Below are 23039 nucleotides of genomic sequence, written 5' to 3' on the forward strand. Positions count from 1 at the left end.
ACGACGGCCAAGAGCCAGCTTCGATCACCGGCTTCGCCAGATCCTATGGCGCAGATCCTATGGCGGCATGAAAAAAGGCGAGGACCCCGGGGGGATCCTCGCCTTGTCTGGGCCTTGTCTGGCCTGGTGCGGGGCCGGCTTACGCCGCCTCGCTCTCCGCGCGGCGCGCGTGCTTCTTGCGCTCATGCGGGTCGAGGTAGCGCTTGCGCAGGCGGATGGCGGCGGGCGTCACCTCCACCAGCTCGTCATCCTCGATATAGGCGATGGCCTGCTCCAGGCTCATCCGCCGCGGCGGCGTCAGCAGCAGTGCCTCGTCCTTGCCGGCGGCGCGGATGTTGGTGAGCTTCTTTTCCTTGATCGGATTCACGTCGAGGTCGTTCTCGCGCGAATGCTCGCCGAGGATCATGCCCTCATAGACCTTCACGCCGGGGTCGACGAACAGCGTCCCGCGCTCCTGCAGGTAGAACAGCGCGTACTGGATGGCCTCGCCGGGCTCGGAGGAGATGAGCGAGCCGTTGCGCCGGCCGGGAATGACGCCGACCCAGGGGCGGTAGCCCAGGAAGATGCGGTTCATCAGCCCGGTGCCGCGCGTGTCCGTCATGAACTCGCCGTGGTAGCCGATCAGGCCGCGCGAGGGCATTTCGAAGGTGATGCGGGTCTTGCCGCCGCCGGAGGGCCGCATGTCCTGCATCACGCCCTTGCGGATGCTGATCTTCTCGACCACCACGCCCGAATAGCCCTCATCCACGTCGACGAGCACTTCCTCGAAGGGCTCCTCGCGCTCGCCGGTCTCCGGGTTGATCTGGGTCAGCACGCGGGGGCGGCCGATGGTCAGTTCGAAGCCCTCGCGGCGCATCTGCTCGATGAGAACGCCGAGCTGGAGTTCGCCGCGGCCGGCGACCTCGAAGGCATCGACTTCCTCGGACACCTTCACCTTGATGGCGACGTTGCCCTCGGTCTCCTTGAACAGGCGATCGCGGATCTGGCGGGAGGTGACCTTCTTGCCCTCGCGGCCACCGAGCGGGCCGTCATTGATGCGGAAGGTCATGGCCAGCGTCGGCGGGTCCACCGGGATGGCGGGCAGCGGTTCCGTCACCTCGGGGGAGCAGATGGTGTCGGGGATGGTGGCGTCGGACAGGCCGGCGATGGCGATGATGTCACCGGCATAGACCTCATCCACCGGCACGCGATCGAGGCCGGAGAAGGTCATCAGCTTGGTCAGGCGGCCGGTCTCGACCTGGCTGCCATCCTGGCGCAGCACCTTCACGGGCATGTTGAGGCGGGCGATGCCCTGCTCAACGCGGCCGGTCAGGATGCGGCCGAGGAAGTTGTCGGCCTCCAGGATCGCCGCGTTCATGGCGAAGGGCTTCTCCAAATCCACCTTGGGCGGCGGAACATGGGACAGGATCAGGTCGAACATCGGACCCAGATCCTTGCGCGGGCCGTCCATCGTCATGTCGGCCCAGCCCTGGCGGCCGGAGGCGAACATGGTGTGGAAGTCCAGCTGCTCATCCGTCGCGCCGAGCGCGGCGAAAAGGTCGAACACCTCGTTGTGGACCTCGTCCGCGCGGGCGTCCTGGCGGTCCACCTTGTTGATGACGACGATGGGCTTCAGGCCGCGGGCCAGCGCCTTGGTCAGCACGAACTTGGTCTGGGGCAGCGGGCCCTCGGCCGCGTCGCACAGCACGATCGCACCATCGACCATGGAGAGGATGCGCTCCACCTCGCCGCCGAAATCGGCGTGGCCGGGCGTGTCCACGATGTTGATCTTCACGCCCTTCCATTCCACGGCCGTGGACTTGGCCAGGATGGTGATGCCGCGTTCGCGTTCCAGGTCGTTCCGGTCCATGGCCCGTTCGGCCACCACCTGGTTCGCCCGAAACGCGCCAGCCTGCTTGAGGAGGTTGTCGACGAGCGTCGTCTTGCCGTGGTCGACGTGAGCGATGATCGCGACGTTGCGCAGTTCCATGGGTACAGTCCGACTTCCGGTTCGGGCCGAACCCAGGCGACCCGCGACGAACCACCGGACGGCGGTCATCACAGGCGCAAAGCGGGCCCTTTGGCTTGATGCGGCGCACACATAAGCGGCTGCGACAGAAAAAGCGAGCAAGAACCGCGCCCCGAGACCGGGCGGCAGCCCTGCGTTCTGGTCACGGCCGCGTTTTCAGCCCGGCGCCTTGGCGGAACTGGGCGGGATGTCGCCCGGACTGGCGGGCGCGCGGGGGTAGTCGGCATCCGGCCCGATCGGCACCGGCGGGCTGGCGGTGCCGCCGACCGGCATGTCCTGCGGCGCGATGCCAGGCAGTGGCATCGGGCGCTGGGCCAAGGGGGGTTCTGTCAGTGGCGTATAGGCGGTCGGCGCCTCCCGGACCGGCGCCGGAACGGGGTCGCCGTCCAGCCAGGCCAGGGCCTGGTCGATATGGGTTGTCGCCGCAGCGCGGTCCCGGGCCGCCAGCGCGGCACGCGCCGCGGCGATCTGCCCGACCGCGCCGCCCTGCCGGGGCTGGTCAGCCCGGCTGGCCAGTTCGGACCGCGTCAGCAGCCTGGCCTCGGCGCGCTCCAGCAGGTCCAGCGCCTCCCGGGCCCGGCCGGCGCCCAGCGTCTGGCCCGCCAGGCGCAGCAGGGTGGCGGGGTCGTCGATGCTCTCCGCCAGCGAGGGCGCGCGTGGCACGGCGCGCGGCGCGGGGCGGCCGGCGGAGATGGCGGCGCCGGTGCCGTCCTGCGCCGGGCTCTGCGTCGGCAGGACCAGCAGGAAAGCGAGCAGGATCGGCAGGCGGGCAGGCATGGCGGTTCTCCGGCGGGTTGTTCACCCGCCGCGGAGAACCCCCGCCCGCCCGGCCGGTTCCGTCAGCCCACCAGCGCCTTCAAATCAGCCTGCGGGCGGGCGCCGAAATGGCTGATGGCCTCCGCGGCCGCCACGCTGCCCCAGCGGCCGCATTCCGGCAGGGCCTTGCCATGCGCAAGCCCGGCCAGGAAGCCGGCGGCATAGGCATCGCCGGCGCCGGTGGTGTCCACCACCGTCGTCGGCACGGCGGCGACATCCCAGCGCTCCGCCCCCGCGATGACGACGCTGCCCTTCTCGCTGCGGGTCACGGCGGCCAGCGCCACCTCCTGCCGCAGCATCGCGATGGCGGCGTCGAAATCCTCGGTCTCGTATAGGGAGAGCAGCTCGGCCTCATTGGCGAAAAGGATGTCGGTCTCCGCCTTCACGAATTCGCGGAAGGCTGCCCGGTGGCGGCCGACGCAGAAGGCGTCCGACAGCGTCAGGGCGATCTTCCGGCCGGCGGCATGCGCCGCCCGGGCGGCCTTGCGAAACGCCTCCTGCGCGGCGGGCGGGTCGAACAGATAGCCCTCGAGGTAGGTGATGGCGGCGGAGGCGACCTCGGCCTCATCCACATCGTCCGGCCCGAAGGTGACGCAGGCGCCGAGGAAGGTGTTCATCGTCCGCTGCCCGTCGGGGGACACCAGGATGAGGCAGCGCGCGGTCGGTGCGCCGCCCGTCAGCGGCGCGGTCGGGAAGCGGACGCCGGCGGCGCGGATGTCATGGGCGAAGACCTTCCCCAACCCGTCATCGGCGACCTTGCCGAGGTAGCCGACCCGGGCGCCGAGCGCCGCGGCCACCGCGCAGGTATTGCCGGCGGAGCCGCCGGAGCTTTCGACGCCCGGGCCCATGGCAGCGTAGATCGCCTCCGCCGTCGCGGCGTCGATCAGCGCCATGCCGCCCTTCGGCATGCCATGGGCGGTGAGGAAGGCATCCTCCGCCCGGGCCTGGACATCGACGATGGCGTTGCCGATGCCGAGGAGGTCGAGCGTGGGCAGGGGGGCGTTGGGCATGGGGCGGGGGACCTCGCGCAGGCGTCAGGGGAGGAAAGGCGGCCGGAAGTTGCCGGAAGGGGCGCGGCGCCGCTAGTCCCGACGCATGGTCAATGCCCTGGTTCTGGCGTTTCGCCAGTTGTTCGACCCCGCCTTCCGCAAGCCGGTGCTGCTGGGGGCGGCGGGCGCGTTGGCGGGGCTGCTGGCCATCGGCGTGCTGGCCTCCTGGGCCCTGGGGGAAATCGCGGCGGGCACCGGCTGGTTCGCGGGCGTGGCCGCGGCGGCCGGGGGCGTGCTGGTGGTCTTCGCGGCCTGGTGGCTGTTCGTGCCCCTGCTTCTGGCGGTCTCCGGCCTGTTCCTGGATGGCGTGGCGGCGGCGGTGGAGCGGCGGCACTACCCTGGCCTGCCCGCCGCGACCGGCGGCGCCACCACCAGCCAGGCCTGGGCCGGCCTCGTGCTGGCGGCGAAGATGGCGGGCCTCACGCTGATCCTGCTGCCGCTATCCCTGCTGCTGCCGATGATCGGCACCCTCGGCCTTTGGCTCGTTGCCGCGATCGGGCTGGGGGAGGGGTTGTTCGAGGGCGTGGCGCTGCGCCGGATGGACCGCGCGGCGGCGGAGGCGCTGCGCCGCCGGCGCCGCGGCGCCATCTGGACGCTGGGCGGCGCGCTCGCGGCGATGGCGGCGGTGCCGCTGCTCAACCTGCTGGTGCCGGTACTCGGCACCGCGGCCATGACGCATCTCCTGCACCGGACCGATGCGGCCACGAAACCAGCGGATTCCCGGGGATGAGTCTGTGGACAAATGCGGGACAAGGGCTTGCCGCCGTTGTCTCCGCGCGTCCCCGCGTGTTAGCCGGATGCTGAGCATGGGCATGGCGGGGAAGCGCCCGGCGACCGGATCGGGGCAGCCTGATGCGGTGGGGACGCCGCCAATATTGAAGCCGGGACTTGAAGGGGGACGATCATGAATGTCTTTGGCCGCCGCCGCGACGAGAAGCCGGCCGCGGAACCATCCGACCCCCAGCCCGCCACCGTGCCGACCACCCGCGACCCCGATCTGGGCGCACCTCCGTTCCGACCCTCCAGGGATGCATCCTCCATGAGCCTCGCGCCGAAGCCCCCTTCCCCCACCCCGTCCATGCCCGGCGGCCCGACGCCCCCCGCCGGCACGGCGATCCCGCCGCGGCCGCCCCAGATGGGTGGGTCCATGGGCGGCGGGATGGGTGGTGGCATGCCGGGCGGCCAGCCCGGCGCGCCGACCATGCCGACGCCGCGCCCGGGCGGCCCCGATCGCCGCACGCTGGTCGTCGGCCGTGGCATCAGCCTGCAGGGCACGGTGGCGGATGCCGAGCGCCTGGTGGTCGAAGGTACGGTCGAGAGCCAGATGATCCAGGCGACCGAGCTGTCCATCAGCCAGACCGGCGTCTTCAAGGGTGAGGTCCAGGTCGAGGACGCCGAGATCGCCGGCACCTTCGACGGCACGCTGACCGCGCGCGGCCAGCTGGTCATCCGCGGCACCGGCCGCGTCATCGGCGTGGCGCGCTGCCGCCGCCTGATGGTCGAGGATGGCGGCCAGATCTCCGGCCGCATGGAAATGCTGGGCGACACCCAGGTTCCCCCCGGCCCGGCGCCCCGCGCCTACGCCGAGGGCTGAGGCCCTTGGCCCGGGGCGGCGGGTTCATCCCCCCGCCCCGGCTGATGCCCCCGGCTGATGCCTGGCATGATGCGACGCTTCCTTCCCCTTCTGCTGCTGCCGCTGGCGGCCTGCGTGGCGCAGGGCCCATCCGACACCGCGCAGGTGTTGCAGGAAGCGCTGGCCACCCACCAGGCCAGCCTGGCCGGCATCGCGCCGCGCCCGGCCGGCGCGGGCGGGGAAGGCACGGAACCCGCGACGGTGGCGCCCCCCGTCGCGCGGCCGGCACCGCCCGGCAGCGTGCCGACGCTGGCGGGCCAGCTGGTCGGCCAGGCGCCCGAGACCGTGACACAGTGGCTCGGTGAGCCCCGTCTGCGGCGCAGCGAGGGCAATGCCGAGATCTGGCATTACCAGGCGCCGCAATGCCACCTGGATGTGATCCTGTACCGGGAGGAAGGGCCGCGCCCCTCGCTGCGTGTCGCCCATGCCGCCGCCCGCGCGGTCGGCACCGCCCGGCGGGGCGAAGCCGCCTGCCTGCGCGACATCGCCCGCGGCGCCATGCTGCGCCCGAACGGGGCGCCGATGACCGAGGAAGCCCGGGCCGGCGCCTGAGCGCTCCGCGCCGGGTGGCCTGATCCCTACAGGTACTTGCCGCGCTCCATGATCTCCAGCGTGTAGTCCTTGTAGCTCATTCCCAACTCCTCGGCCCGCGCCAGGCGGCGCAGCGCGATCTCGGGCGGGGGTGTCTTCCAGGCCTTGCGGTGCGCGCGCTTCCACAGGAACAGCCGGCCGCCGCCGGGGTCCGGCTCCTCCTCCAGCGGCGGGCCGCCATTGTGGCCGATGCCGGGCGGCAGGGTCACGCGGCGAGGTCGCGGTAGAAGAACGTGCTGCCGCAGGGGCGGCCATCGGGGTGCAGGGCGTAGCGGGGGATGGTGCCGACCGCGACCCAGCCGAGGCGGCGATACAGGCGCTCCCCCTCTCCGCCCTCCGCCGTGTCCAGCACCAGCAGGCTGCGGCCGTTGTCCACGGCCAGCGCTTCCGCCGCCCGCATCAGGGCAGAGCCGATGCCGCGGCCGCGGGCGCTGCGGCGGACCAGCATCTTGGCGATCTCCGCGCGATGCGGCTGGTTCTCCGGCATGCCGAGCAGGAGTTGCACGGTGCCGAGGACCAGGCCCTCTTCCTCGGCCACGAACAGCGCCCGATCCCCGGCGGCGACGCCTTCCGCCACGCCACGCCAGAAGGCCAGCGCCCGGGTGGGGTCCAGCGGGTGCATGAAACTCACGGAAGCCCCGCCCGCCACGCAATCCACCAGAACCTCCGCCAGCGCGGGCGCCAGGGCGGCGGCTTCCGCGCCATCCAGGCGGCGCAGGCGAAGGGCGGGAGGGGCATCGCTGTTCATGGCTGGCTCCGCGAGACGGAAGAAACTATGATGGACGCATGTCCACCATGCAAGATGACTCTGCCGCACCGCAGCAACCGGAACCCGCTGCGGAGCAGCAACCGGATGAACCCGCCCGCCGCCTGGCGGAACGGCTGCGCATGGAAAGGGAGGCGCGGGGCTGGTCGATCGCGGAGCTGGCCGCCAGGTCCGGCGTCTCCCGCGCCATGATCAGCAAGGTGGAGCGTGCGGAGGCGAGCCCGACGGCGGCGCTGCTGGGGCGGCTGTCCGGCCCCTTCGGCCTGACGCTGTCGGCCCTGCTGGCGCGGGCGGAGGCAACGCCCGCCGGCGGCGTGGTGGCGCGGGCGGCGGACCAGGCCCGGTGGCGCGACCCCGGCACGGGCTATCTCCGCCGGCAGGTTTCGCCGCCGGGCGCGGAGCCGGAACTGGTGCGGGTGGAACTGCCGCCCGGCGCGCGGGTGCCCTACCCCGCCGAATCCTACACCCTGCTGCGCGGCCAATGCATCTGGCTGCTGGAGGGCACGCTGCTGTTCCATGAAGGGCGCGTGACGCACCGGCTGGAGCCAGGGGATTGCCTGGCGCTCGGCCCGCCGGCGGATTGCGCCTACGAAAACCCCTCCGCCACGCAGCCCTGCCTCTACGTCGTGGCGCTGGCGCGGCGCTGAGGCTTCGGGGAAACAGGGGCATGAATATACCTCTGACTCCATGACCCAGTGGATCGACGCCTTCCTGCCCGTCTTCGGGCTGCTGGGGCTGGGCGCCGTGCTGCGCCGCTACCTGCTGCCGAATGACGTGGTCTGGGCGGGGATGGAGCGGCTGATCTTCTGGGTGCTGCTGCCCTGCCTGGTGGCGACGGCGCTGTCGGGCGTCGATCTCGGCAACCTGCCGGTCGGCGGGATGGCGGTGGCGATCTGGGGGGCGCTGGGCTTCGGCACGGTGGCGGCGGTGGTGCTCTCCCGGTTGCTGGGGGAGGGCCATGCGGCCATGACCTCCGTCCTGCAGGGGGGAATCCGGTTCAACAACCTGATGGGCTTCGCCATCGCCGGCGCGGTCTGGGGCCAGCCGGGGCTCGCTTTGGCGGCCGTGACCACGGGGCTGATCGTGCCGGTGGTGCAGGCGATCTCCACCATCGCCTTCGCGCTGGGCGGGGATGCCCGCATCCGTCCCTGGCGGCTGCTGCGCCAGGTGATGGCCAACCCGCTGATCCTGGCGGTGCTGGCGGGCTTCGCGCTGTCCGCCGTCGGCGGGCTGCCGCCGGGGATCGGGCCGATGGTGCGCAACCTCGGCCAGGCGTCGGTGGCACTCGGGCTGCTCTGCGTCGGCGCGGCGCTGACGCCGCAGGGGCTCTCGGCCCGGCCGCTGACCCAGGCGGCGACGGCCTGCCTGAAGCTGGTGGTGATGCCTGGTGTCACCTGGATGCTCTGCGCCGCCATGGGCATCGGGGCCATGCCGACCATCATCGCGGTGCTGTTCATGGCCCTGCCCACGGCGGCGACCAGCTATGTGATGTCCCGCGCCATGGGCGGCGACGCGCCGCTGATGGCCGCGATCACCACCAGCGAACATGCGCTGTCGCTGCTGACGCTGCCGGTCTGGCTGTTCCTGCTGGGAAGGCTGCTGTAGCCGGCCGCCCCTTCGGGGAACTCCGTCCTTCGGGAAACTCCGTCCTTCGGGAAACTCCCTCCTTCGGGAAACTCCCTCCTTCGGGAAACTCCCTCCTTTGGGAAACTCTTCGTGCGCCGAGCGTATTGAGGGTCGCCAGCCTCCGCCTTTCGCCGCATGCCGGCGCCTCCGGGGCGGGCCCGGAAGGATCAGGCAGGACGCATGACTTCAGGCTGGACGACGTTACCGGCGATCCTGGTATGGGCAGTGTCGCTGCTGCTGGTGGGGCTGACCATTCTGCCGCTGTCGAAGCGGCCGTGGTGGTGGATCCGGCTGTGGGACTACCCCCGCCTGCAACTGGCCGCCGGGTTGATCGGCATGGCCGCCTTCCAGGCCGTGGTCCTGCCCTGGGGGGGCGCGGAGGGCGCGCTGCGCATCGTGACCCTCGCCTGCTTCACCTGGCAGGTCTTCCGCATCTGGCCCTACACCATCCTGCACCGGCAGCAGGTGCCGGGGGCGAAGCACGCCAACCCCTCGGAATCCCTCACGATCCTGGTCGCCAACGTCCTGCAGGACAACCGCCGCGCGCCCGACCTGCTGGCCCTGATCCGCCAGGTCGACCCCGACGTCATCCTGACGCTGGAGACCAATGCCTGGTGGGAGACGCAGCTGCGCCCGCTGCTGGAAACCCACCCCTTCGCCGTGCTGCACGCGCTGGAGAACACCTACGGCATCCACCTCTTCTCCCGCCTCCGGCTGCGGGATGCGGTGGTGAGGGAGAGAGTGACGAAGGACATTCCCTCCGTCTTCGCGCGTGTCCGGCTGCGGTCCGGCCGGCTGGTGGATCTGCATTGCCTGCACCCGGAGCCGCCGCAGATCGGCAACGACGTGGCGGAACGGGATGCGGAGCTGCTGCTGGTGGCGAGGGAGGTTGCCGCCAATCCCCGCCCGACCATCGTCTGCGGGGACCTGAACGACGTCGCCTGGTCCCACACCACGCGCCTGTTCCAGCGCCTGAGCGGGTTGCTGGACCCGCGGGTCGGAAGGGGCCTCTACCCCACCTTCCATGCGGAGCACTGGTTCGCCCGCTGGCCGCTGGACCATGTCTTCCATGACGCGCGCTTCCGCGTCGCGGGGCTGCGGGTGCTGCCCTATTACGGCTCCGACCACTTCGCCATCTGCATCACCCTCTGCCACGACCCCGCCGCGCTGGCGGAGGCCGAGATCCCCGAGGCCGATGAGGATGATGAGGCGGAAGCCGAGGCGAAGATCGCGGAGGGGCGGGAAGCGGCCGCGATGGGCACGCCCCCCATCCAGGATTAGCGCCAGGATTAGCGAGGGCGATTACCGCCGGGGCAGGAAGCCCACGATCTCCTCCGCCTTGGCGCAGATCGGCGATGCGATCGCCTCCGCCCGGTCCGCGCCCAGGCGAAGCTGGGCATCGAGCGCGCCGGGATCGTCCAGCAGCCGCGTCATCTCCGTGCTGATGGGCGTGAGGTGGGCGACCAGCGCCTCCACCAGCGTTTCCTTGAAGGCGCCGAATCCCTTGCCGCCATGCTCGCGCAGCACGTTCTCCGGCATGGTGCCGGTGATGGCGGCAAGGATGCCGACCAGGTTGCGGGCCTCCGGCCGCGCCTCCAGGCCGGAGACATGGTCCGGCAGCGGTTCCGGGTCCGTCTTGGCGCGGCGGATCTTCAGCGCGATCGTGTCGTGGTTGTCGGTCAGGTTGATGCGCGACTGGTCGGAGGGATCGGACTTCGACATCTTCTTCGTGCCGTCGCGCAGCGACATGACGCGGGCGGCGACGCCCTGGATCATCGGCTCGATGCGGGGGAAGAAATCCACGCCGTAGTCGTGGTTGAACTTTTCGGCGATGTCGTTGGCGAGTTCGAGGTGCTGGCGCTGGTCATCGCCCACCGGGACCAGGGTGGCGTGGTAGGTCAGGATGTCGGCCGCCATCAGGTTCGGATAGACATAGAGGCCCGTCCCCGCCGCTTCCCGGTCCTTGCCCGCCTTGTCCTTGAACTGCGTCATGCGGTTCAGCCAGCCCATCCGCGCCACGCAGTTGAAGATCCACGCCAGCCGCGTATGGGCATGGACATGGGACTGGATGAACAGCGTGCAGCGCTTGGGGTCCAGCCCGCAGGCGATCAGCGCCGCCGCCATTTCCCGCGTCTGCCGCGCCAGTTCCTTGGGGTCCTGCCACACGGTGATGGCGTGCAGGTCCACGACGCAGAAGATGCTCTCATGCGTATCCTGCATCGGCACCCAGTTGCGGATGGCGCCGAGGTAGTTGCCGAGGGTGGGGACGCCCGAGGGCTGGATGCCGGAGAAGACGCGGGTCATGGGCTGTATCGCTCGTGTGATGGGCGTGGTTGTGCCGGGCTGGGTCCCGGCGTCAAGCCGGGTAGGCGCGGTGGCCGAAGATGGCGGAGCCGATGCGGACATGGGTGGCGCCTTCCGCGATCGCCGCCTGGTAGTCCCCGGACATGCCCATCGACAGGGTCTTGAGGCCGTGCCGCGCCGCCATCTCCCGCAGTGCCGCGAAATGCGGGCGGGGGTCGCCTTCCACCGGCGGGATGCACATCAGCCCCTCCACCGGCAGGCCGTGCTCGTCGAGGCATGCGCGGATGAAGGCATCGGCCTCCGCGGTCGGGATTCCGGCCTTCTGGGGCTCGTCGCCGATATTGACCTGCACGAGCAGCCCCGGGCGGCGGCCTTCCTTCGCCATGGCCTCGGCCAGCGCGGTGGCGAGTTTCGGCCGGTCCAGGCTCTCGATCACATCGGCAATCCGGACCGCGTCCCGTGCCTTGTTGGTCTGCAGCGCGCCGATGATGTGGAGACGGAGTTGAGGGTGGTCGGCGCGAACAGAGGAAAACTTCTGCTGCGCCTCCTGCACCCGGTTCTCCCCGAACACGGTCTGCGCGGCCGCCAGCGCGGCCAGCACCGCCTCCTGCGGGTTGGTCTTGGAGACGGCGACGAGGGTGACGGAGGCCGGATCGCGGTTGGCGCGCAGGCAGGCTTCCGCGATGCTGTCGCGCACCCGTGCCAGGTTGGCGGCGATCGGGTTCTGGTCGGCCAAGGGGCCGGTGAGGGGGTCGTTCATGGCGCGGACGCTAGAGGTCTGGTCGCGGCGCCTCAAGCCGCCCATGGCGCGGGGCAGGCGCCTGCCGCGGATCTGGCTGCTGTCGGACCCCCTGCGGCTGCCGGACCCCCGGGCCGCGGCGGCGCGGCTGCCGCGCGGGCAGGGCGTGCTGGCGCGCGGCGCGAAGCGCGGCGTGCTGCGCGGCCTGGCGCGGCTGGCGCAAGCGCGGGGGCTGGTGCTGCTGGTGGGCGGCGATGGGCGCGCGGCGCTGCGGGCGCAAGCGGGGCTGCACCTGCCGGACCGGGCGCGGGCGCGGGGGCTGCTGCCCTTCCTGCTGGCGCGGCGCGCGGGCGCGCCCTGGGCGCTGCTGTCCCTGGCCGTGCATGGAAGGGCCGCGCTGGCGCGGGCGCGGCGGCTGCGGCCCGATCTCGGCTTCGTCTCCCCCGCCTTCCCGACCGAGAGCCATCCGGGCGCGCCGGCGCTGGGCCCGCTGCGCTGGGCCGGGCTGGCGGCGCTTCTGCCCGCGCCGGCGGTGGCACTGGGCGGCGTGGCGCCGGGCACGGCGGGGCGGTTGCCGGTGCGGGTGGCGGCGGGGCTGGCGGCCATTGGGGCGCTGCGCGGCTGATTGCTGCGTGGCGGCGGGCCCGGGCGGTGTCTCATGGCGTCGCTGGCCGCTCACGCGCCGCGAAATGTCGCGCAACATGCTGTGGCTCTGCCGCCACACTGTCTCACGGAAGTCGCGAGCTTGGTTGCTGGCCCGTTGCCGACCGGGATGGCGCCGGACCATAGTCGGCCCGGGCCTGACTGCCATCCGGGATTTTCTCCTGGTGGCGGCGTCCTGCCGAGGGGGGCAGGCGGGTCGTCGCATGCCGGGGGCCACCCGGTGCAGGAGGAGGTTTAATTATGCGCAAGATTCTGCTGGGCACCACCGCAGTGGTCGGCGCTGCGCTGCTGGGCAACGTTGCCCAGGCGCAGACGGCCCCGACGGTTCGCGTTGGCGGCTACTTCGAGTTCGCCGGCGGCTATGTGAACGACACCGCCGACCGCAATGCCGTGACCGTCGCCGCCGGCACCAACCCGGCCCGGACGGCCAGCCGCGACAAGATCGACTTCAAGACGGACGCCGAGATCGTCGTCATCGTCGCCGGCAAGGCCGCGAACGGCCTCAGCTACGGCGCGCAGGTCGAGCTGCAGATCGACAACTTCATCCCGCAGGCCGCGACGACTGCCGGCACGGGCGTGGACACGGACGAGGCCTGGGGCTTCATCTCCTCCCCGACCCTCGGCACCCTGCAGTTCGGCGACCAGGACAGCGCGGCCTCCCAGATGGCCGTCTCCCTGCCCGGCGCCGTCGCCCAGCTCGGCATGTCCGGCCAGTGGGACGAGTTCGTGGCCCTGGCCGCGGACGGCAACCGCTACCTCGTGAACGACATCAACGACGGCAGCGACGCGACCAAGATCATCTACATGTCGCCGCAGTTCTTCGGCTTCGACTTCGGCGTCAGCTTCGCGCCGAACGGCCGCGAGGGCGAGGAATACCGCACGGTCTCGTCCGGCCTGACGGCTGCAACGCAGACCCTGCAGCGCAACCCGAACGACAGCATCCGCAACGAGCTGTCGGGCGCCATCCGCTACCGCGGCAGCTTCGGCAACATCGGCGTGACGGCGGGCCTCGCCGCGCACCGCGCCGACGCGCAGGCGAACAACTCCGCCCTCCAGGACGTGACCGAATACCAGGCCGGCCTCAATGTGACCGGTTTCGGCCTGACGGTCGGTGGTATGTACCGCTGGGGCAAGTACGGCGGCACGACCCGCACGCCGCTGGCCGCTGGCCGTGACGGCTCCACCACCTGGGGCCTGGGCGCGACCTACGTGACCGGCGCGATCGCGGTCGGCGCGTTCTACGCCAAGGCCGAGCGTGACAACGGCGGCGCCAACGCCGACCGTACCCAGACCGTGTGGGGCCTCGGCACCTCCTACACCCTGGCGCCCGGCATGGACCTGTTCGCGAACTACTCCAACGTCGTGGACAAGAACATCGCCGGTGGCATCGCGGGCTCCAACGGCCCGGGCGGCGCGAACCGCAACATCGACGTGTTCGTCATCGGCACCCGCCTGACCTTCTGATCCCTCGTGGATCGGAAGGGCTGACGGCCCGGACAAAAGGGGCGGCGGGGAAACCCGCCGCCCTTCTTGTTTTACACAGTGTTTCACGCACGTGCCGTTTTCAGCCCGGCACCGGGAGGCCAGTTTTCCTCCGGCGACAAAGCGGCTAGGAAGCAGGCCGGGGCGCCGTGGCGCCCCCGATCGCTCGGGATGGGAATCATGCGGCGGCTCAGGAAAGTCTTGTCGATCGGCCTCGTCGCCAGCGTCCTCGCGGGGTGCTCCACCCTGTCCGAGAACATGCGCGTGCCCGGCCTCGACGAATACAATGACGACAGCAAGCGATCCCGCGTTCGCGGCCGGCTGACGGGTGAGGACGGCATCCTCATCTTCGGGAATGACCGCAACAGCGGCAGCCAGCGCGGCGGCGGGGCCGGCGAACAGAGCGGCATCGGCGTCAACGCCTATCTCTGGCGCGCCTCGCTGGACACGCTGTCCTTCATGCCCCTCGCCTCGGCTGACCCCTTCGGCGGCGTGCTGATCACCGATTGGTATTCGCCCCCCGGCACCACCGGCGAACGCTTCCGCGCCACGGCCTATATCCTCGGCCGGCAGCTGCGTTCCGACGGCGTGCGCATCGCGATCTTCCGCCAGGAACTGCGCGGCAATGCCTGGGTGGATGTGCCCGTCTCCGCCGGCACGGCGTCCGAGCTTGAGGACCAGGTGCTGAACCGGGCGCGCGAGTTGCGTTCCCAGGCGACCGCCGCCTCCCGCTGAACGGCCGGGGCCTGGGTGCCCTGGCCTTCCCTTCAGCTCTTCCCGGCCCCGCGCCCTTTCCAGCGGGGCGCGGGGGTTCTATGCCTGCGGCTCCCAGCAGACCGACGCAGCGCAACACGATGAACGACATCACCCCGCCACCCCCCGCGCGCCATGATTTCGCGGCCGCCGAGCCCCGCTGGCAGGCGGAATGGGATTCGCGCGGCGTCTTCGCCGTGCCCGACGTGCCGCCGGCGGATGCCCGCAAATACTACGTGCTGGAGATGTTCCCGTACCCATCGGGCAAGATCCATATGGGGCACGTCCGGAACTACACGCTGGGCGACGTGGTGGCGCGCTACAAGCGTGCCCGCGGGCATCTGGTGATGCACCCCATGGGGTGGGACGCCTTCGGCCTGCCGGCGGAGAATGCGGCGCGGGAGCGTGGCATCCATCCGGGCCAGTGGACCTACGCCAACATCGCCAACATGCGCGCCGAGCTGAAGCGCATGGGCCTGTCGCTGGACTGGTCCCGCGAATTCGCGACCTGCGACGTTGCCTATTACGGCCAGCAGCAGAAGCTGTTTCTCGACTTCTGGAAGGCCGGCCTGGTCGAGCGCAAGGAGAGCTGGGTCAATTGGGACCCGGTGGACAACACCGTCCTGGCCAATGAACAGGTGATCGATGGCCGCGGCTGGCGGTCCGGCGCGCTGGTGGAGAAGAAGAAGCTCAGCCAGTGGTTCCTGAGCATCACGAAATACGCGCCTGATCTGCTGGAGGCGCTGGGCGGCCTGGACCGCTGGCCCGAGCGCGTGAAGCTGATGCAGTCCAACTGGATCGGCCGCAGTGAAGGCGCGCGGGTGCGCTTCAAGCTCACGGCCCCTGTCGAGGGGACCGAGGAGGTCGAGGTCTTCACCACGCGCCCCGATACGCTGTTCGGCATGTCCTTCCTGGCCGTGGCCGCTGAACATCCGCTGGCGGCGGCTGCCGCGGCAGCCAACCCGGCCGCCGCCGAGTTCGTCGCGGAATGCCGGCGCATGGGCACCAGCGAAGCGGCGATCGAGCAGGCGGAAAAGCGCGGCTTCGACAGCGGCTTCCGCGTGAAGCACCCCTTCAACGGCCGCGAATACCCGGTCTGGATCGCGAATTTCGTGCTGATGGAATACGGCACCGGCGCCATCTTCGGCTGCCCGGCGCATGACCAGCGGGATCTGGATTTCGCGCGCAAATACGCGCTCTCCGTCACCCCCGTGGTACTCCCGGCCGGCGGCGATGCCGCCAGCTTCGCGGTCGGCGACGTCGCCTATACCGATGACGGCACCATCTACAATTCGGACTTCCTGGATGGGCTGGCGGTGCCGGCGGCCAAGCGGGCGGTGATCGAAAGGCTGGAACGCCTCGGCACTGGGAATGGCGTGGTGAACTGGCGGCTGCGGGATTGGGGCGTCTCCCGCCAGCGCTATTGGGGCTGCCCGATCCCGGTCATCCATTGCGACGATTGCGGCGCGCAGCCCGTGCCCAAGGACCAGCTGCCGGTCGTTCTGCCGGATGACGTCGATTTCTCGAAGCCCGGCAACCCGCTGGACCACCACCCGACCTGGAAGCACGTCAACTGCCCGTCCTGCGGCAAGGCGGCGCGCCGGGAGACCGACACCTGCGACACCTTCGTCGACAGCTCCTGGTACTTCGCGCGATTCTGCAGCCCGGGGGCGGAGCCGCCGGTGACGCGGGAAGCGGTCGATGCCTGGCTGCCGGTGGACCAGTATATCGGCGGCATCGAGCACGCGATCCTGCACCTGCTCTACAGCCGCTTCTTCACCCGCGCGATGCAGGCGACGGGGCATCTCGGCGTGGCGGAGCCCTTTGCCGGCCTCTTCACCCAGGGGATGGTGCAGCACGAGAGCTACAAGGGCGCCGATGGGCGCTGGCTGTACCCGGAGGAAGTGGAGTTCGGCACCGCCGCCGATGGCAGCCGCACCGCCACCGTGAAGGGCAGCAACGAGGCGGTGACCATCGGCCGCATCGAGGCGATGTCCAAATCCAAGCGCAACACCATCGACCCCGGCGCGATCATCGCGCGATACGGGGCCGATACGGCGCGCTGGTTCATCCTGGCGGACAACCCGCCGGAGCGGGACATGGAATGGACGGAATCCGGCGTGGCCGGCGCCTTCCGCTTCACCCAGCGCCTGTACCGCCTGGCGTCCAACGCCCTTCCGGCGCTGCCACCCGCCGGCACCTCGGCCGCTGAGGCCGCTGGCGCCGCCCGCAAGCTGCGCCAGTCCACGCATCGCACCATCGCCGCGGTGACGGAGGCGCTAGAAGGCTTCGCCTTCAACGTCGCCGTCGCCCGCATCCATGAATTCGCCAATGCGATCGGGGAGGCGGAAGCCAACGCCGCCGCGGAAGGCATGGGCGCCGCGCGGCGTGAGGCGCTGGAGATGCTGGCGCGCCTGTCCGCCCCCATGATGCCGCACCTGGCGGAGGAGCTGTTCAGCCTGCTCGCCCCGGGCAGCGAGAGCCTGGTGGCGCAGATGCCCTGGCCGGAAGCCGACCCCGCCTTGCTCAAGGCGGAGACGGTGACACTGGCGATTCAGGTGCTGGGCAAGCTGCGCGCGACGATTGAGGTCGCGGCGGGCGCCACCGAGGCCGAGATTTTCGCCCTGGCCGAGGAGGAGGAGAACGTGCAGCGTGCCTTCGCGGGCAAGCCGGTCAGGAAGCGCATCCATGTCCCCGGACGGGTCGTCAACTTCGTTGTCTGAGGGCGCCACCCTCCTCGCGCGGCGCGGCGTGCTGCTGGGCGCGGCGGGGCTGCTCGCGGGGTGCGGGTTCAGGCCGCTCTATGGCAGCAACGGCGCGGCGGCAGTCGCGGCGGGAGAGCCCTCGGTGCGGGAGCAGCTGCTCTCCATCCGGGTGGCGCCGATCAATGAACGCTTCGGCCAGCTGATCCGGCGCGGGCTGCTGTTGCGGCTGGGCACGGGCATCGGCGGCGCGCGGCAGCCGGTCTATGAACTGCGCGTCGGCCCCGGCGTGGCGGCGGAAGGTGTCGGCGTGCAGACCGACGGCGCGGCGACCCGGGTGCGCTATGTCGCGACGGCCAATTGGGTGCTGGTCCGGCTGGGACCGCCGCCCGAGGGCGTGATGTCCGGCCAGGAACGCTCCATCGAGGCCTATAACATTCCCGCCAACCAGTTCTTCGCCGCCGACAGCAGCCGGGAAGCCGCCGAACAGCGCCTGGCGGCGACGCTGGCGGACCAGGTCGTGATGCGGATCGCCGCCGAATTCCGCCGGCGCGCGGAAGGGCATGCGGGGGAAGCGGTCGCCGTGCCGGTCATCCCGCCCGTGTCGCCGGGTGACGTCGTGCCGCAGGGCCTGTCCGACCCGACATCCCTGCTGGGGCTGCCGCCGGGCTCCCGCTGATGGCTGGCTGAGCGGTCCATGGCGAAGATCGATGCGCGGCGCGCGCAGGCGCTGCTGGCCGATCCCGGCGGGATGCGCGCCGTGCTGCTGTTCGGCGAGGATGCGGGGCTGGTGCGCGAACGGGCCGAGGCGCTGGTGCGCAGCGTCCTCGGTGGCGCCATGGACGACCCCTTCCGCCTGGCCGATCTGACGCGGGAGGAAGCGGCGCGCGCCGGCGTGCTGGCCGGTGAGGCCGCCGCGCTGGCGATGACGGGCGGGCGCCGCGTAGTCCGCCTGCGGGACGCTACGGACGCCCATGCGACCGCTCTGAAGGACATGCTGGCGACCCGTGGCGAGGCGCTGGTGGTGATGGAGGCGGGCGAGTTGACGGCCCGGTCCAAGCTGCGGGTCCTGGCCGAGGCCGCGCCGGATGTCGCCGCCATCCCCTGCTACCGCGAAAGGGACGAGGCGCTGGCCGGCACCATCGCCCGGCTACTGCGGGAACAGGGCGTGCAGGCGGAACCCGCCGCCGTCACCTGGCTCTCGGGCCGGCTGGGCGAGGACCGGATGATGCTGCGCCGGGCGGTGGAGGTGCTGGCGCTCTATGTCGGCCAGGGCGGCAAGGTCGATGAGGAAGCGGCCATGGCCTGCGTGGCGGAGGGCGCGTCGATGGATCTGGACGAGGCCCTCATGGCGGCGACCGGCGGCGATGCCGTGGCGGCCGACCGGGCCCTGGATGCTGCCTTCGCGGAAGGGGCGAACCCCGTGATGGTGGTGCGCGCCACGCTGCGCCACATGCAGCGCCTGCACGAGGCCGCGGTGGCCGGCGGTGATTCCGGCGTGCTGCGGCCGCCGGTCTTCTTCCGCCACAAGCCTGCCTTCGACCGGGCGCTGCGCAACTGGCCGACCGCGGCGCTGGAAGCGCAGGGCGCCGCGCTGCTGGAAGCGGAAAAGCGCACCAAGACGACGGCCTTCCGCGAATCGGACCTGGCCATTGCCCGCGCCGCGATCGCGGCCATCGCCCGCCAGGCCGCCGGGTTCAACCGGCGCTGAGGCCCGGCGGAGGGGATCAGCCGCCCGACAGCAGGCGGACGATGCCGTCGAGCTGATCGAGATCCTTGTAGCGGATTGTCACCTCGCCCCCCTTGCCCTGGTGCTTCACCAGGACCTGCAGGCCGAGCTTTTCCGTGAGATCCCGCTCCAGTGCGCGCGTCTCCCGGTCCTCGGCCTTCTCCCGCGTGCCAAGGGGGCGCGGCCGGGCGGCGACCAGGGCCTCGGTCTGGCGGACATTCAGGCCGCGTACCACGACCTGGGCGGCGAGCTTCACCGGGTCTGGCGCGCCGATCAGCGCGCGGGCATGGCCGGCGGAAAGGCTGCCCTGGCGCACCAGGTCCCGCACCTGCTGCGGCAGGCCGAGCAGCCGCAAGGTGTTGGCCACATGGCTGCGGCTTTTGCCGACGGATTGGCCGAGGCTTTCCTGCGTCAGGCCGAATTCCTCGACCAGCCGCTTGTAGCCCTCCGCCTCCTCCACCGCGTTGAGATCCTGGCGCTGCAAATTTTCCACCAGCCCCGCGGCCATGGCTTCACGGTCGCCGAGGTCGCGGATGACGACGGGTACTTCGTGCAGCTGCGCGACCTGGGCCGCGCGCCAGCGGCGTTCGCCGCCGACGATCTCATAGGCGCCGGGATGGTCGGGCTTGGGACGGACGAGGATGGGCTGGAGGATGCCGTGTTCCCGGATGGAGGTGGCGAGTTCCTCCAGGCTGGTGCTGTCCATCAGGCCGCGGGGCTGGAAGGGGCCTGGCTCCAGCGCCTCGATCGGAACCTGGCGCAGCGCCTCCCCCGGCGCGGGCATGGGCGCATCGGGGATCAGGGCCGAGAGGCCGCGGCCCAGGCGGGAGGTCGGCTTGCGTGTCGTGCTGCTCATTGGCGGCTCCGTGCCCGCTCCCGCTTCAGGAATTCCGCGCCGAGCTTGAGATAGGCCTGCGCGCCGGGAGAACGGAAATCGTAGAGGATGACGGGCAGGCCGTGGGAAGGGGCCTCGCTGACGCGGACATTGCGGGGGATCACCGTCTCGAACACCTTGTCCTTGAAGAAGCCGCGGACATCGCTGGCGACGAGTTCCGAGAGGTTGTTGCGGCGATCCGCCATGGTCAGCACGATCCCCTCCAGCGTCAGGCGGCTGTTCAGCGCGCGGCGGACGCGGTCGATGGTGCGGGTGATCTGGCTGATGCCCTCCAGCGCGAAGAATTCCGTCTGCAGCGGCACCAGCACGCCATCCGCCGCGACCAGCGCGTTGAGGGTGATGAGGCCGAGCGAGGGCGGGCAGTCCAGGAAGATGTAGTCGTAGGTCGAGAGCACCTCGGCCGCTTCGGCGAAGCACTGGGACAGGCGCCGCTCCCGCGCCTCCAGCCCCACCAGTTCGATCTCGGCACCGGCGAGGTCGGGGTCCGCGGGCAGGATGGTCAGGTTCGGCACCGGCGTCGGTCGCAGCAATTCGCCGAGGGGTCGGCCTTCGACCAGCAGCGCATAGGAGCCGGCCGAGCGGTCCTGGCGGCCGATGCCGAGGCCGGTCGAGGCATTGCCTTGCGGGTCGAGGTCCAGCAGCGCCACCTTGTGGTCGGCGGCCAGCACGCTGGCGAGGTTGATCGCCGTCGTCGTCTTGCCGACGCCACCCTTCTGGTTGGCGAAGGCAAGGATGCGGGGGCGGTGGTCAGGCTTCCGGGCTGGCATGTCGGATATCGCTCAGGCGGAAGATGGTCGCCTCCTTGTCGGTCTGGCTGGCGAAGCGTTCCACCTGGCAGGACCAGGCCGGCAGCGTCGCCGCAAGTTCCAGCTCCGCCGTGCGGCCCTTGGGGAAGATGGCAACGCCGCCGGGGGCCAGCAGCCTTGCGGCATGGGGCAGCAGCCGGTCGAGCGGCGCCAGGGCGCGGGCGGTGACGAGGGCGATCGGCGGCAGGGTGGCGTCCTCGATACGGGTCGGGTGCACCTTTACGCCCTTCAGTTCGAGTCGCGCCGCCGCTTCCGTCAGGAAGGCCGCCTTGCGCCTGTCCGATTCCACCAGATGCGTGGGCCGGCCGGTGGCGATGGCGAGCACGAGCCCGGGCAGGCCGGCGCCGGCGCCGAGATCGGCCATCGGACCATCGCCGGGCGGGACCAGGGCAGCGAGTTGCTGGCAGTCCCGGATGTGGCGTTGGCGCAGCACATCGGCGGGTGCATCCGCCACCAGGTTGATGCGGCTGTTCCAGCGGATCAGCAGGTCGAGATAGGCGTCGAGCATCGCCTGCTGCGCCGCGTCGGGCGGTGCGCAGTCGGGCAGGCGCGACAGGGTCGGCGAGGGCGGCTGTTTCACGTGAAACATCCCTATACCGCCTGAGCGGCCATCCGTCGAAGATGGACGGCGAGCGCGGCGATGGCGGCGGGGGTCACGCCGGGAACGCGGCCGGCACTGCCAAGGCTGTCGGGCCGGGCGCGCAGCAACCGCTGCTGCATTTCGGCGGACAGGCCCGGGATGGCCTTGAAGTCGATGGCATCCGGGATCGCCAGCCGATCCTCCCGCGCCAGCATGCGGCGCTCTGCCTCCTGCTTGCGGAGGTAGGGGGCGTAGAAGGCCTCTGCCTCCACCTGGACGGCAATGGCGGGCGGCAAGGCGGCGAGCCAGGGGAAGGCGCTGGCGGCCATGGCGGCGGTCGTATCGGGCAGGGCCAGGACCTCCAGCACGGTGCGGCGGCGGCCATCCTGGCGGATCGGGATCCCCGCGGTGGCCAGGGCGTAGGGAGTTGCCAGGTCTTCCGCCGCGCGCGCCAGGGCGCCGGCGACATCGGCGGCGAAGGCCGCGTGGCGGGCGGCACGTTCGGCGCCGATGCTGCCCCAGGCGATGCCGCGATCGGTCAGGCGCAGCCCGGCATTGTCGGCGCGCAGGCTGAGGCGATGCTCCGAACGCGCCGTCAGCATCCGGTAGGGCTCGGTGACGCCCTGCGTCACCAGGTCATCCACCAGTACGCCGATATAGGCCTCCCCCCGCCCGAGAACCCGGTCGGGGGCCACGCCCTCGGCCCGCTGGGCGGCGTTCAGCCCGGCCATCAGCCCCTGGGCCGCGGCTTCCTCGTACCCCGTGGTGCCGTTGATCTGGCCGGCGAGGAAGAGGCCTGGCGTGGTCCGCACCTCCAGCGTCCGTTGCAGGGCGCGGGGATCGACATGGTCATATTCGATGGCGTAGCCGGGGCGGAGGATGCGGGCGTGTTCCAGCCCGGGGATGGAGGCGATGATCGCCGCCTGGACGCTTTCCGGCAGGCTGGTGGAGATGCCGTTGGGATAGACGGTATCGTCATCAAGGCCCTCCGGCTCCAGGAAGATCTGGTGGCGCTCCCGGTCCGCGAAGCGGACGATCTTGTCCTCGATGGAAGGGCAGTAGCGCGGGCCGACGCCCTGGATCTGGCCGGAATAGACGGCGGAGCGATGCAGATTCTCCCGGATCACCGCATGGGTGGCGGCGCCGGTCCAAGTGATGCGGCACATCACCTGCGGGTTCGTGATCCGGTCCGTCAGCCAGGACATCGGCTCCGGCGGGTCGTCACCGGGCTGTGGCTCCAGCGCCTCCCAGTCGATCGTCCTTCCATCGAGCCGCGGTGGCGTGCCGGTCTTGAGACGCGCCAGGGGCAGGCCGAGGCGGTCCAGCGTCCGGGCGAGCCCGATGGAAGGCGCCTCCCCCACGCGGCCTGCCGGGAAGCGCTGCTCGCCCAGATGGATCTCGCCGCGGAGGAAGGTGCCGGTGGTGATGACGACGGCGCCGCAGCGGATGCGGGTGCCGCTGGCGGTGATGATGGCGGCGACGGCGCCTGCCCCGTCCAGCTCCAGATTCTCGGCGGCCTCGCCCAACAGCGTGAGCCCCGGGATCGCGGCGAGGAGGCGCTGCATGGCGGTGCGGTAGAGCTTCCGGTCCGCCTGGATGCGCGGGCCGCGCACCGCCGGGCCCTTGCTGCGGTTGAGGACCTTGGCATGGATGGCGGCCGCATCGGCCGCGCGGGCGATCAGCCCATCCAGCGCATCGATCTCCCGCACCAGGTGGCCCTTGCCGATGCCCCCGATGGCGGGGTTGCAGGACATCTCACCCACCGTCTCGATCCGGTGCGTGAGGAGGAGGGTGCGGGCGCCACAGCGGGCAGCGGCGGCAGCGGCCTCGCAGCCGGCATGCCCGCCACCCACCACCACCACGTCATAGGTCGTTGTCGCCATCATGCGGCGGGGTA

Annotated in this window: 23 protein-coding genes; 12 read left to right on the forward strand and 11 right to left on the reverse strand. The window is 71.2% G+C overall.

Annotated features, from left to right (window positions below; translation table 11 throughout):
- Positions 1–139: 139 nt before the first annotated feature.
- The 3 genes from typA to ACTIE5_RS28035 all read right to left on the reverse strand — a co-directional run bounded on the left by typA (position 140) and on the right by ACTIE5_RS28035 (position 3834).
- On the reverse strand, positions 140–1969 hold the full coding sequence (gene typA, locus ACTIE5_RS28025; protein ID WP_439553033.1) for a translational GTPase TypA: 1830 nt from the start codon (positions 1967–1969) through the stop codon (positions 140–142).
- A gap of 195 nt (positions 1970–2164) precedes the next feature.
- Entirely contained in the window at positions 2165–2785 is a 621-nt protein-coding gene (locus ACTIE5_RS28030) for a hypothetical protein (protein ID WP_439553034.1), read from the reverse strand.
- 62 nt (positions 2786–2847) lie between these two features.
- Positions 2848–3834: an adenosine kinase gene (locus ACTIE5_RS28035; protein ID WP_439553035.1), complete on the reverse strand. Its 987-nt coding sequence runs from the start codon at positions 3832–3834 to the stop codon at positions 2848–2850.
- Between the two features lie 85 nt (positions 3835–3919).
- On the opposite strand from ACTIE5_RS28035, the gene ACTIE5_RS28040 reads away from it, so the two are divergent.
- The 3 genes from ACTIE5_RS28040 to ACTIE5_RS28050 all read left to right on the forward strand — a co-directional run bounded on the left by ACTIE5_RS28040 (position 3920) and on the right by ACTIE5_RS28050 (position 6058).
- Positions 3920–4603: an EI24 domain-containing protein gene (locus ACTIE5_RS28040; RefSeq protein WP_439553036.1), complete on the forward strand. Its 684-nt coding sequence runs from the start codon at positions 3920–3922 to the stop codon at positions 4601–4603.
- Positions 4604–4912: 309 nt separating this feature from the next.
- A complete protein-coding gene (locus ACTIE5_RS28045) occupies positions 4913–5467 on the forward strand; it encodes a bactofilin family protein (RefSeq protein ID WP_439553037.1) in 555 nt (184 codons plus the stop codon).
- Between the two features lie 66 nt (positions 5468–5533).
- Positions 5534–6058 (forward strand): hypothetical protein, encoded by a 525-nt coding sequence (locus tag ACTIE5_RS28050; protein WP_439553038.1) that lies wholly within the window; start codon positions 5534–5536, stop codon positions 6056–6058.
- A 26-nt stretch (positions 6059–6084) separates the two neighbouring features.
- Here the strand turns inward: ACTIE5_RS28050 and ACTIE5_RS28055 are convergent, their stop codons facing one another.
- Positions 6085–6306: a hypothetical protein gene (locus tag ACTIE5_RS28055; protein WP_439553039.1), complete on the reverse strand. Its 222-nt coding sequence runs from the start codon at positions 6304–6306 to the stop codon at positions 6085–6087.
- Positions 6303–6845: a GNAT family N-acetyltransferase gene (locus ACTIE5_RS28060; RefSeq protein WP_439553040.1), complete on the reverse strand. Its 543-nt coding sequence runs from the start codon at positions 6843–6845 to the stop codon at positions 6303–6305. Before ACTIE5_RS28060 ends, ACTIE5_RS28055 begins: the two co-directional genes overlap by 4 nt.
- A gap of 38 nt (positions 6846–6883) precedes the next feature.
- Between ACTIE5_RS28060 and ACTIE5_RS28065 the strand changes: the two genes are divergently transcribed.
- From ACTIE5_RS28065 to ACTIE5_RS28075, 3 genes are all read left to right on the forward strand, one after another.
- On the forward strand, positions 6884–7510 hold the full coding sequence (locus ACTIE5_RS28065) for a helix-turn-helix domain-containing protein (RefSeq protein WP_439553041.1): 627 nt from the start codon (positions 6884–6886) through the stop codon (positions 7508–7510).
- A 40-nt stretch (positions 7511–7550) separates the two neighbouring features.
- The gene (locus tag ACTIE5_RS28070; protein ID WP_439553042.1) at positions 7551–8468 is read left to right on the forward strand and encodes an AEC family transporter; all 918 of its coding nucleotides are present in this window, start codon (positions 7551–7553) and stop codon (positions 8466–8468) included.
- Positions 8469–8669: 201 nt separating this feature from the next.
- Complete coding sequence (locus tag ACTIE5_RS28075) at positions 8670–9770, forward strand: endonuclease/exonuclease/phosphatase family protein (RefSeq protein WP_439553043.1); 1101 nt, start codon at positions 8670–8672, stop codon at positions 9768–9770.
- A gap of 21 nt (positions 9771–9791) precedes the next feature.
- On the opposite strand, the gene trpS is transcribed toward ACTIE5_RS28075, so the two are convergent.
- On the reverse strand, positions 9792–10793 hold the full coding sequence (gene trpS / locus ACTIE5_RS28080) for a tryptophan--tRNA ligase (protein WP_439553044.1): 1002 nt from the start codon (positions 10791–10793) through the stop codon (positions 9792–9794).
- 52 nt (positions 10794–10845) lie between these two features.
- Positions 10846–11553 (reverse strand): YggS family pyridoxal phosphate-dependent enzyme, encoded by a 708-nt coding sequence (locus ACTIE5_RS28085; RefSeq protein WP_439553045.1) that lies wholly within the window; start codon positions 11551–11553, stop codon positions 10846–10848.
- Between ACTIE5_RS28085 and ACTIE5_RS28090 the strand changes: the two genes are divergently transcribed.
- The 6 genes from ACTIE5_RS28090 (at position 11552) to holA (ending at position 18843) form a co-directional block, all read left to right on the forward strand.
- Positions 11552–12157, forward strand: coding sequence for a thiamine phosphate synthase (locus ACTIE5_RS28090; RefSeq protein WP_439553046.1), 606 nt, complete (start codon positions 11552–11554; stop codon positions 12155–12157). The two genes, ACTIE5_RS28085 and ACTIE5_RS28090, sit on opposite strands and share 2 nt — an antisense overlap.
- A 278-nt stretch (positions 12158–12435) precedes the next feature.
- Positions 12436–13659: a porin gene (locus tag ACTIE5_RS28095; RefSeq protein WP_439553047.1), complete on the forward strand. Its 1224-nt coding sequence runs from the start codon at positions 12436–12438 to the stop codon at positions 13657–13659.
- A 219-nt stretch (positions 13660–13878) separates the two neighbouring features.
- Entirely contained in the window at positions 13879–14412 is a 534-nt protein-coding gene (locus tag ACTIE5_RS28100) for a DUF3576 domain-containing protein (protein WP_439553048.1), read from the forward strand.
- A 119-nt stretch (positions 14413–14531) separates the two neighbouring features.
- On the forward strand, positions 14532–17153 hold the full coding sequence (gene leuS, locus ACTIE5_RS28105) for a leucine--tRNA ligase (protein WP_439553049.1): 2622 nt from the start codon (positions 14532–14534) through the stop codon (positions 17151–17153).
- Positions 17146–17811: an LPS assembly lipoprotein LptE gene (gene lptE, locus ACTIE5_RS28110; RefSeq protein ID WP_439553050.1), complete on the forward strand. Its 666-nt coding sequence runs from the start codon at positions 17146–17148 to the stop codon at positions 17809–17811. The genes leuS and lptE overlap by 8 nt, the downstream gene beginning before the upstream one ends.
- An 18-nt stretch (positions 17812–17829) precedes the next feature.
- Positions 17830–18843: a DNA polymerase III subunit delta gene (holA, locus tag ACTIE5_RS28115; RefSeq protein ID WP_439553051.1), complete on the forward strand. Its 1014-nt coding sequence runs from the start codon at positions 17830–17832 to the stop codon at positions 18841–18843.
- 16 nt (positions 18844–18859) lie between these two features.
- Here the strand turns inward: holA and ACTIE5_RS28120 are convergent, their stop codons facing one another.
- Genes ACTIE5_RS28120 through mnmG form a run of 4 tightly spaced genes read right to left on the reverse strand, consistent with a single transcriptional unit; the run spans position 18860 to position 23025 of the window.
- Entirely contained in the window at positions 18860–19717 is an 858-nt protein-coding gene (locus ACTIE5_RS28120) for a ParB/RepB/Spo0J family partition protein (protein WP_439553052.1), read from the reverse strand.
- A complete protein-coding gene (locus ACTIE5_RS28125) occupies positions 19714–20523 on the reverse strand; it encodes a ParA family protein (RefSeq protein WP_439553053.1) in 810 nt (269 codons plus the stop codon). Before ACTIE5_RS28125 ends, ACTIE5_RS28120 begins: the two co-directional genes overlap by 4 nt.
- The gene (gene rsmG / locus ACTIE5_RS28130; RefSeq protein WP_439553054.1) at positions 20504–21151 is read right to left on the reverse strand and encodes a 16S rRNA (guanine(527)-N(7))-methyltransferase RsmG; all 648 of its coding nucleotides are present in this window, start codon (positions 21149–21151) and stop codon (positions 20504–20506) included. The genes ACTIE5_RS28125 and rsmG overlap by 20 nt, the downstream gene beginning before the upstream one ends.
- A 2-nt stretch (positions 21152–21153) precedes the next feature.
- Entirely contained in the window at positions 21154–23025 is a 1872-nt protein-coding gene (mnmG, locus tag ACTIE5_RS28135; protein WP_439553086.1) for a tRNA uridine-5-carboxymethylaminomethyl(34) synthesis enzyme MnmG, read from the reverse strand.
- Between the last annotated feature and the right edge of the window lie 14 nt (positions 23026–23039).

The sequence above is a fragment of the Falsiroseomonas sp. genome, assembly GCF_051859025.1.
Taxonomy (GTDB): domain Bacteria; phylum Pseudomonadota; class Alphaproteobacteria; order Acetobacterales; family Acetobacteraceae; genus Falsiroseomonas.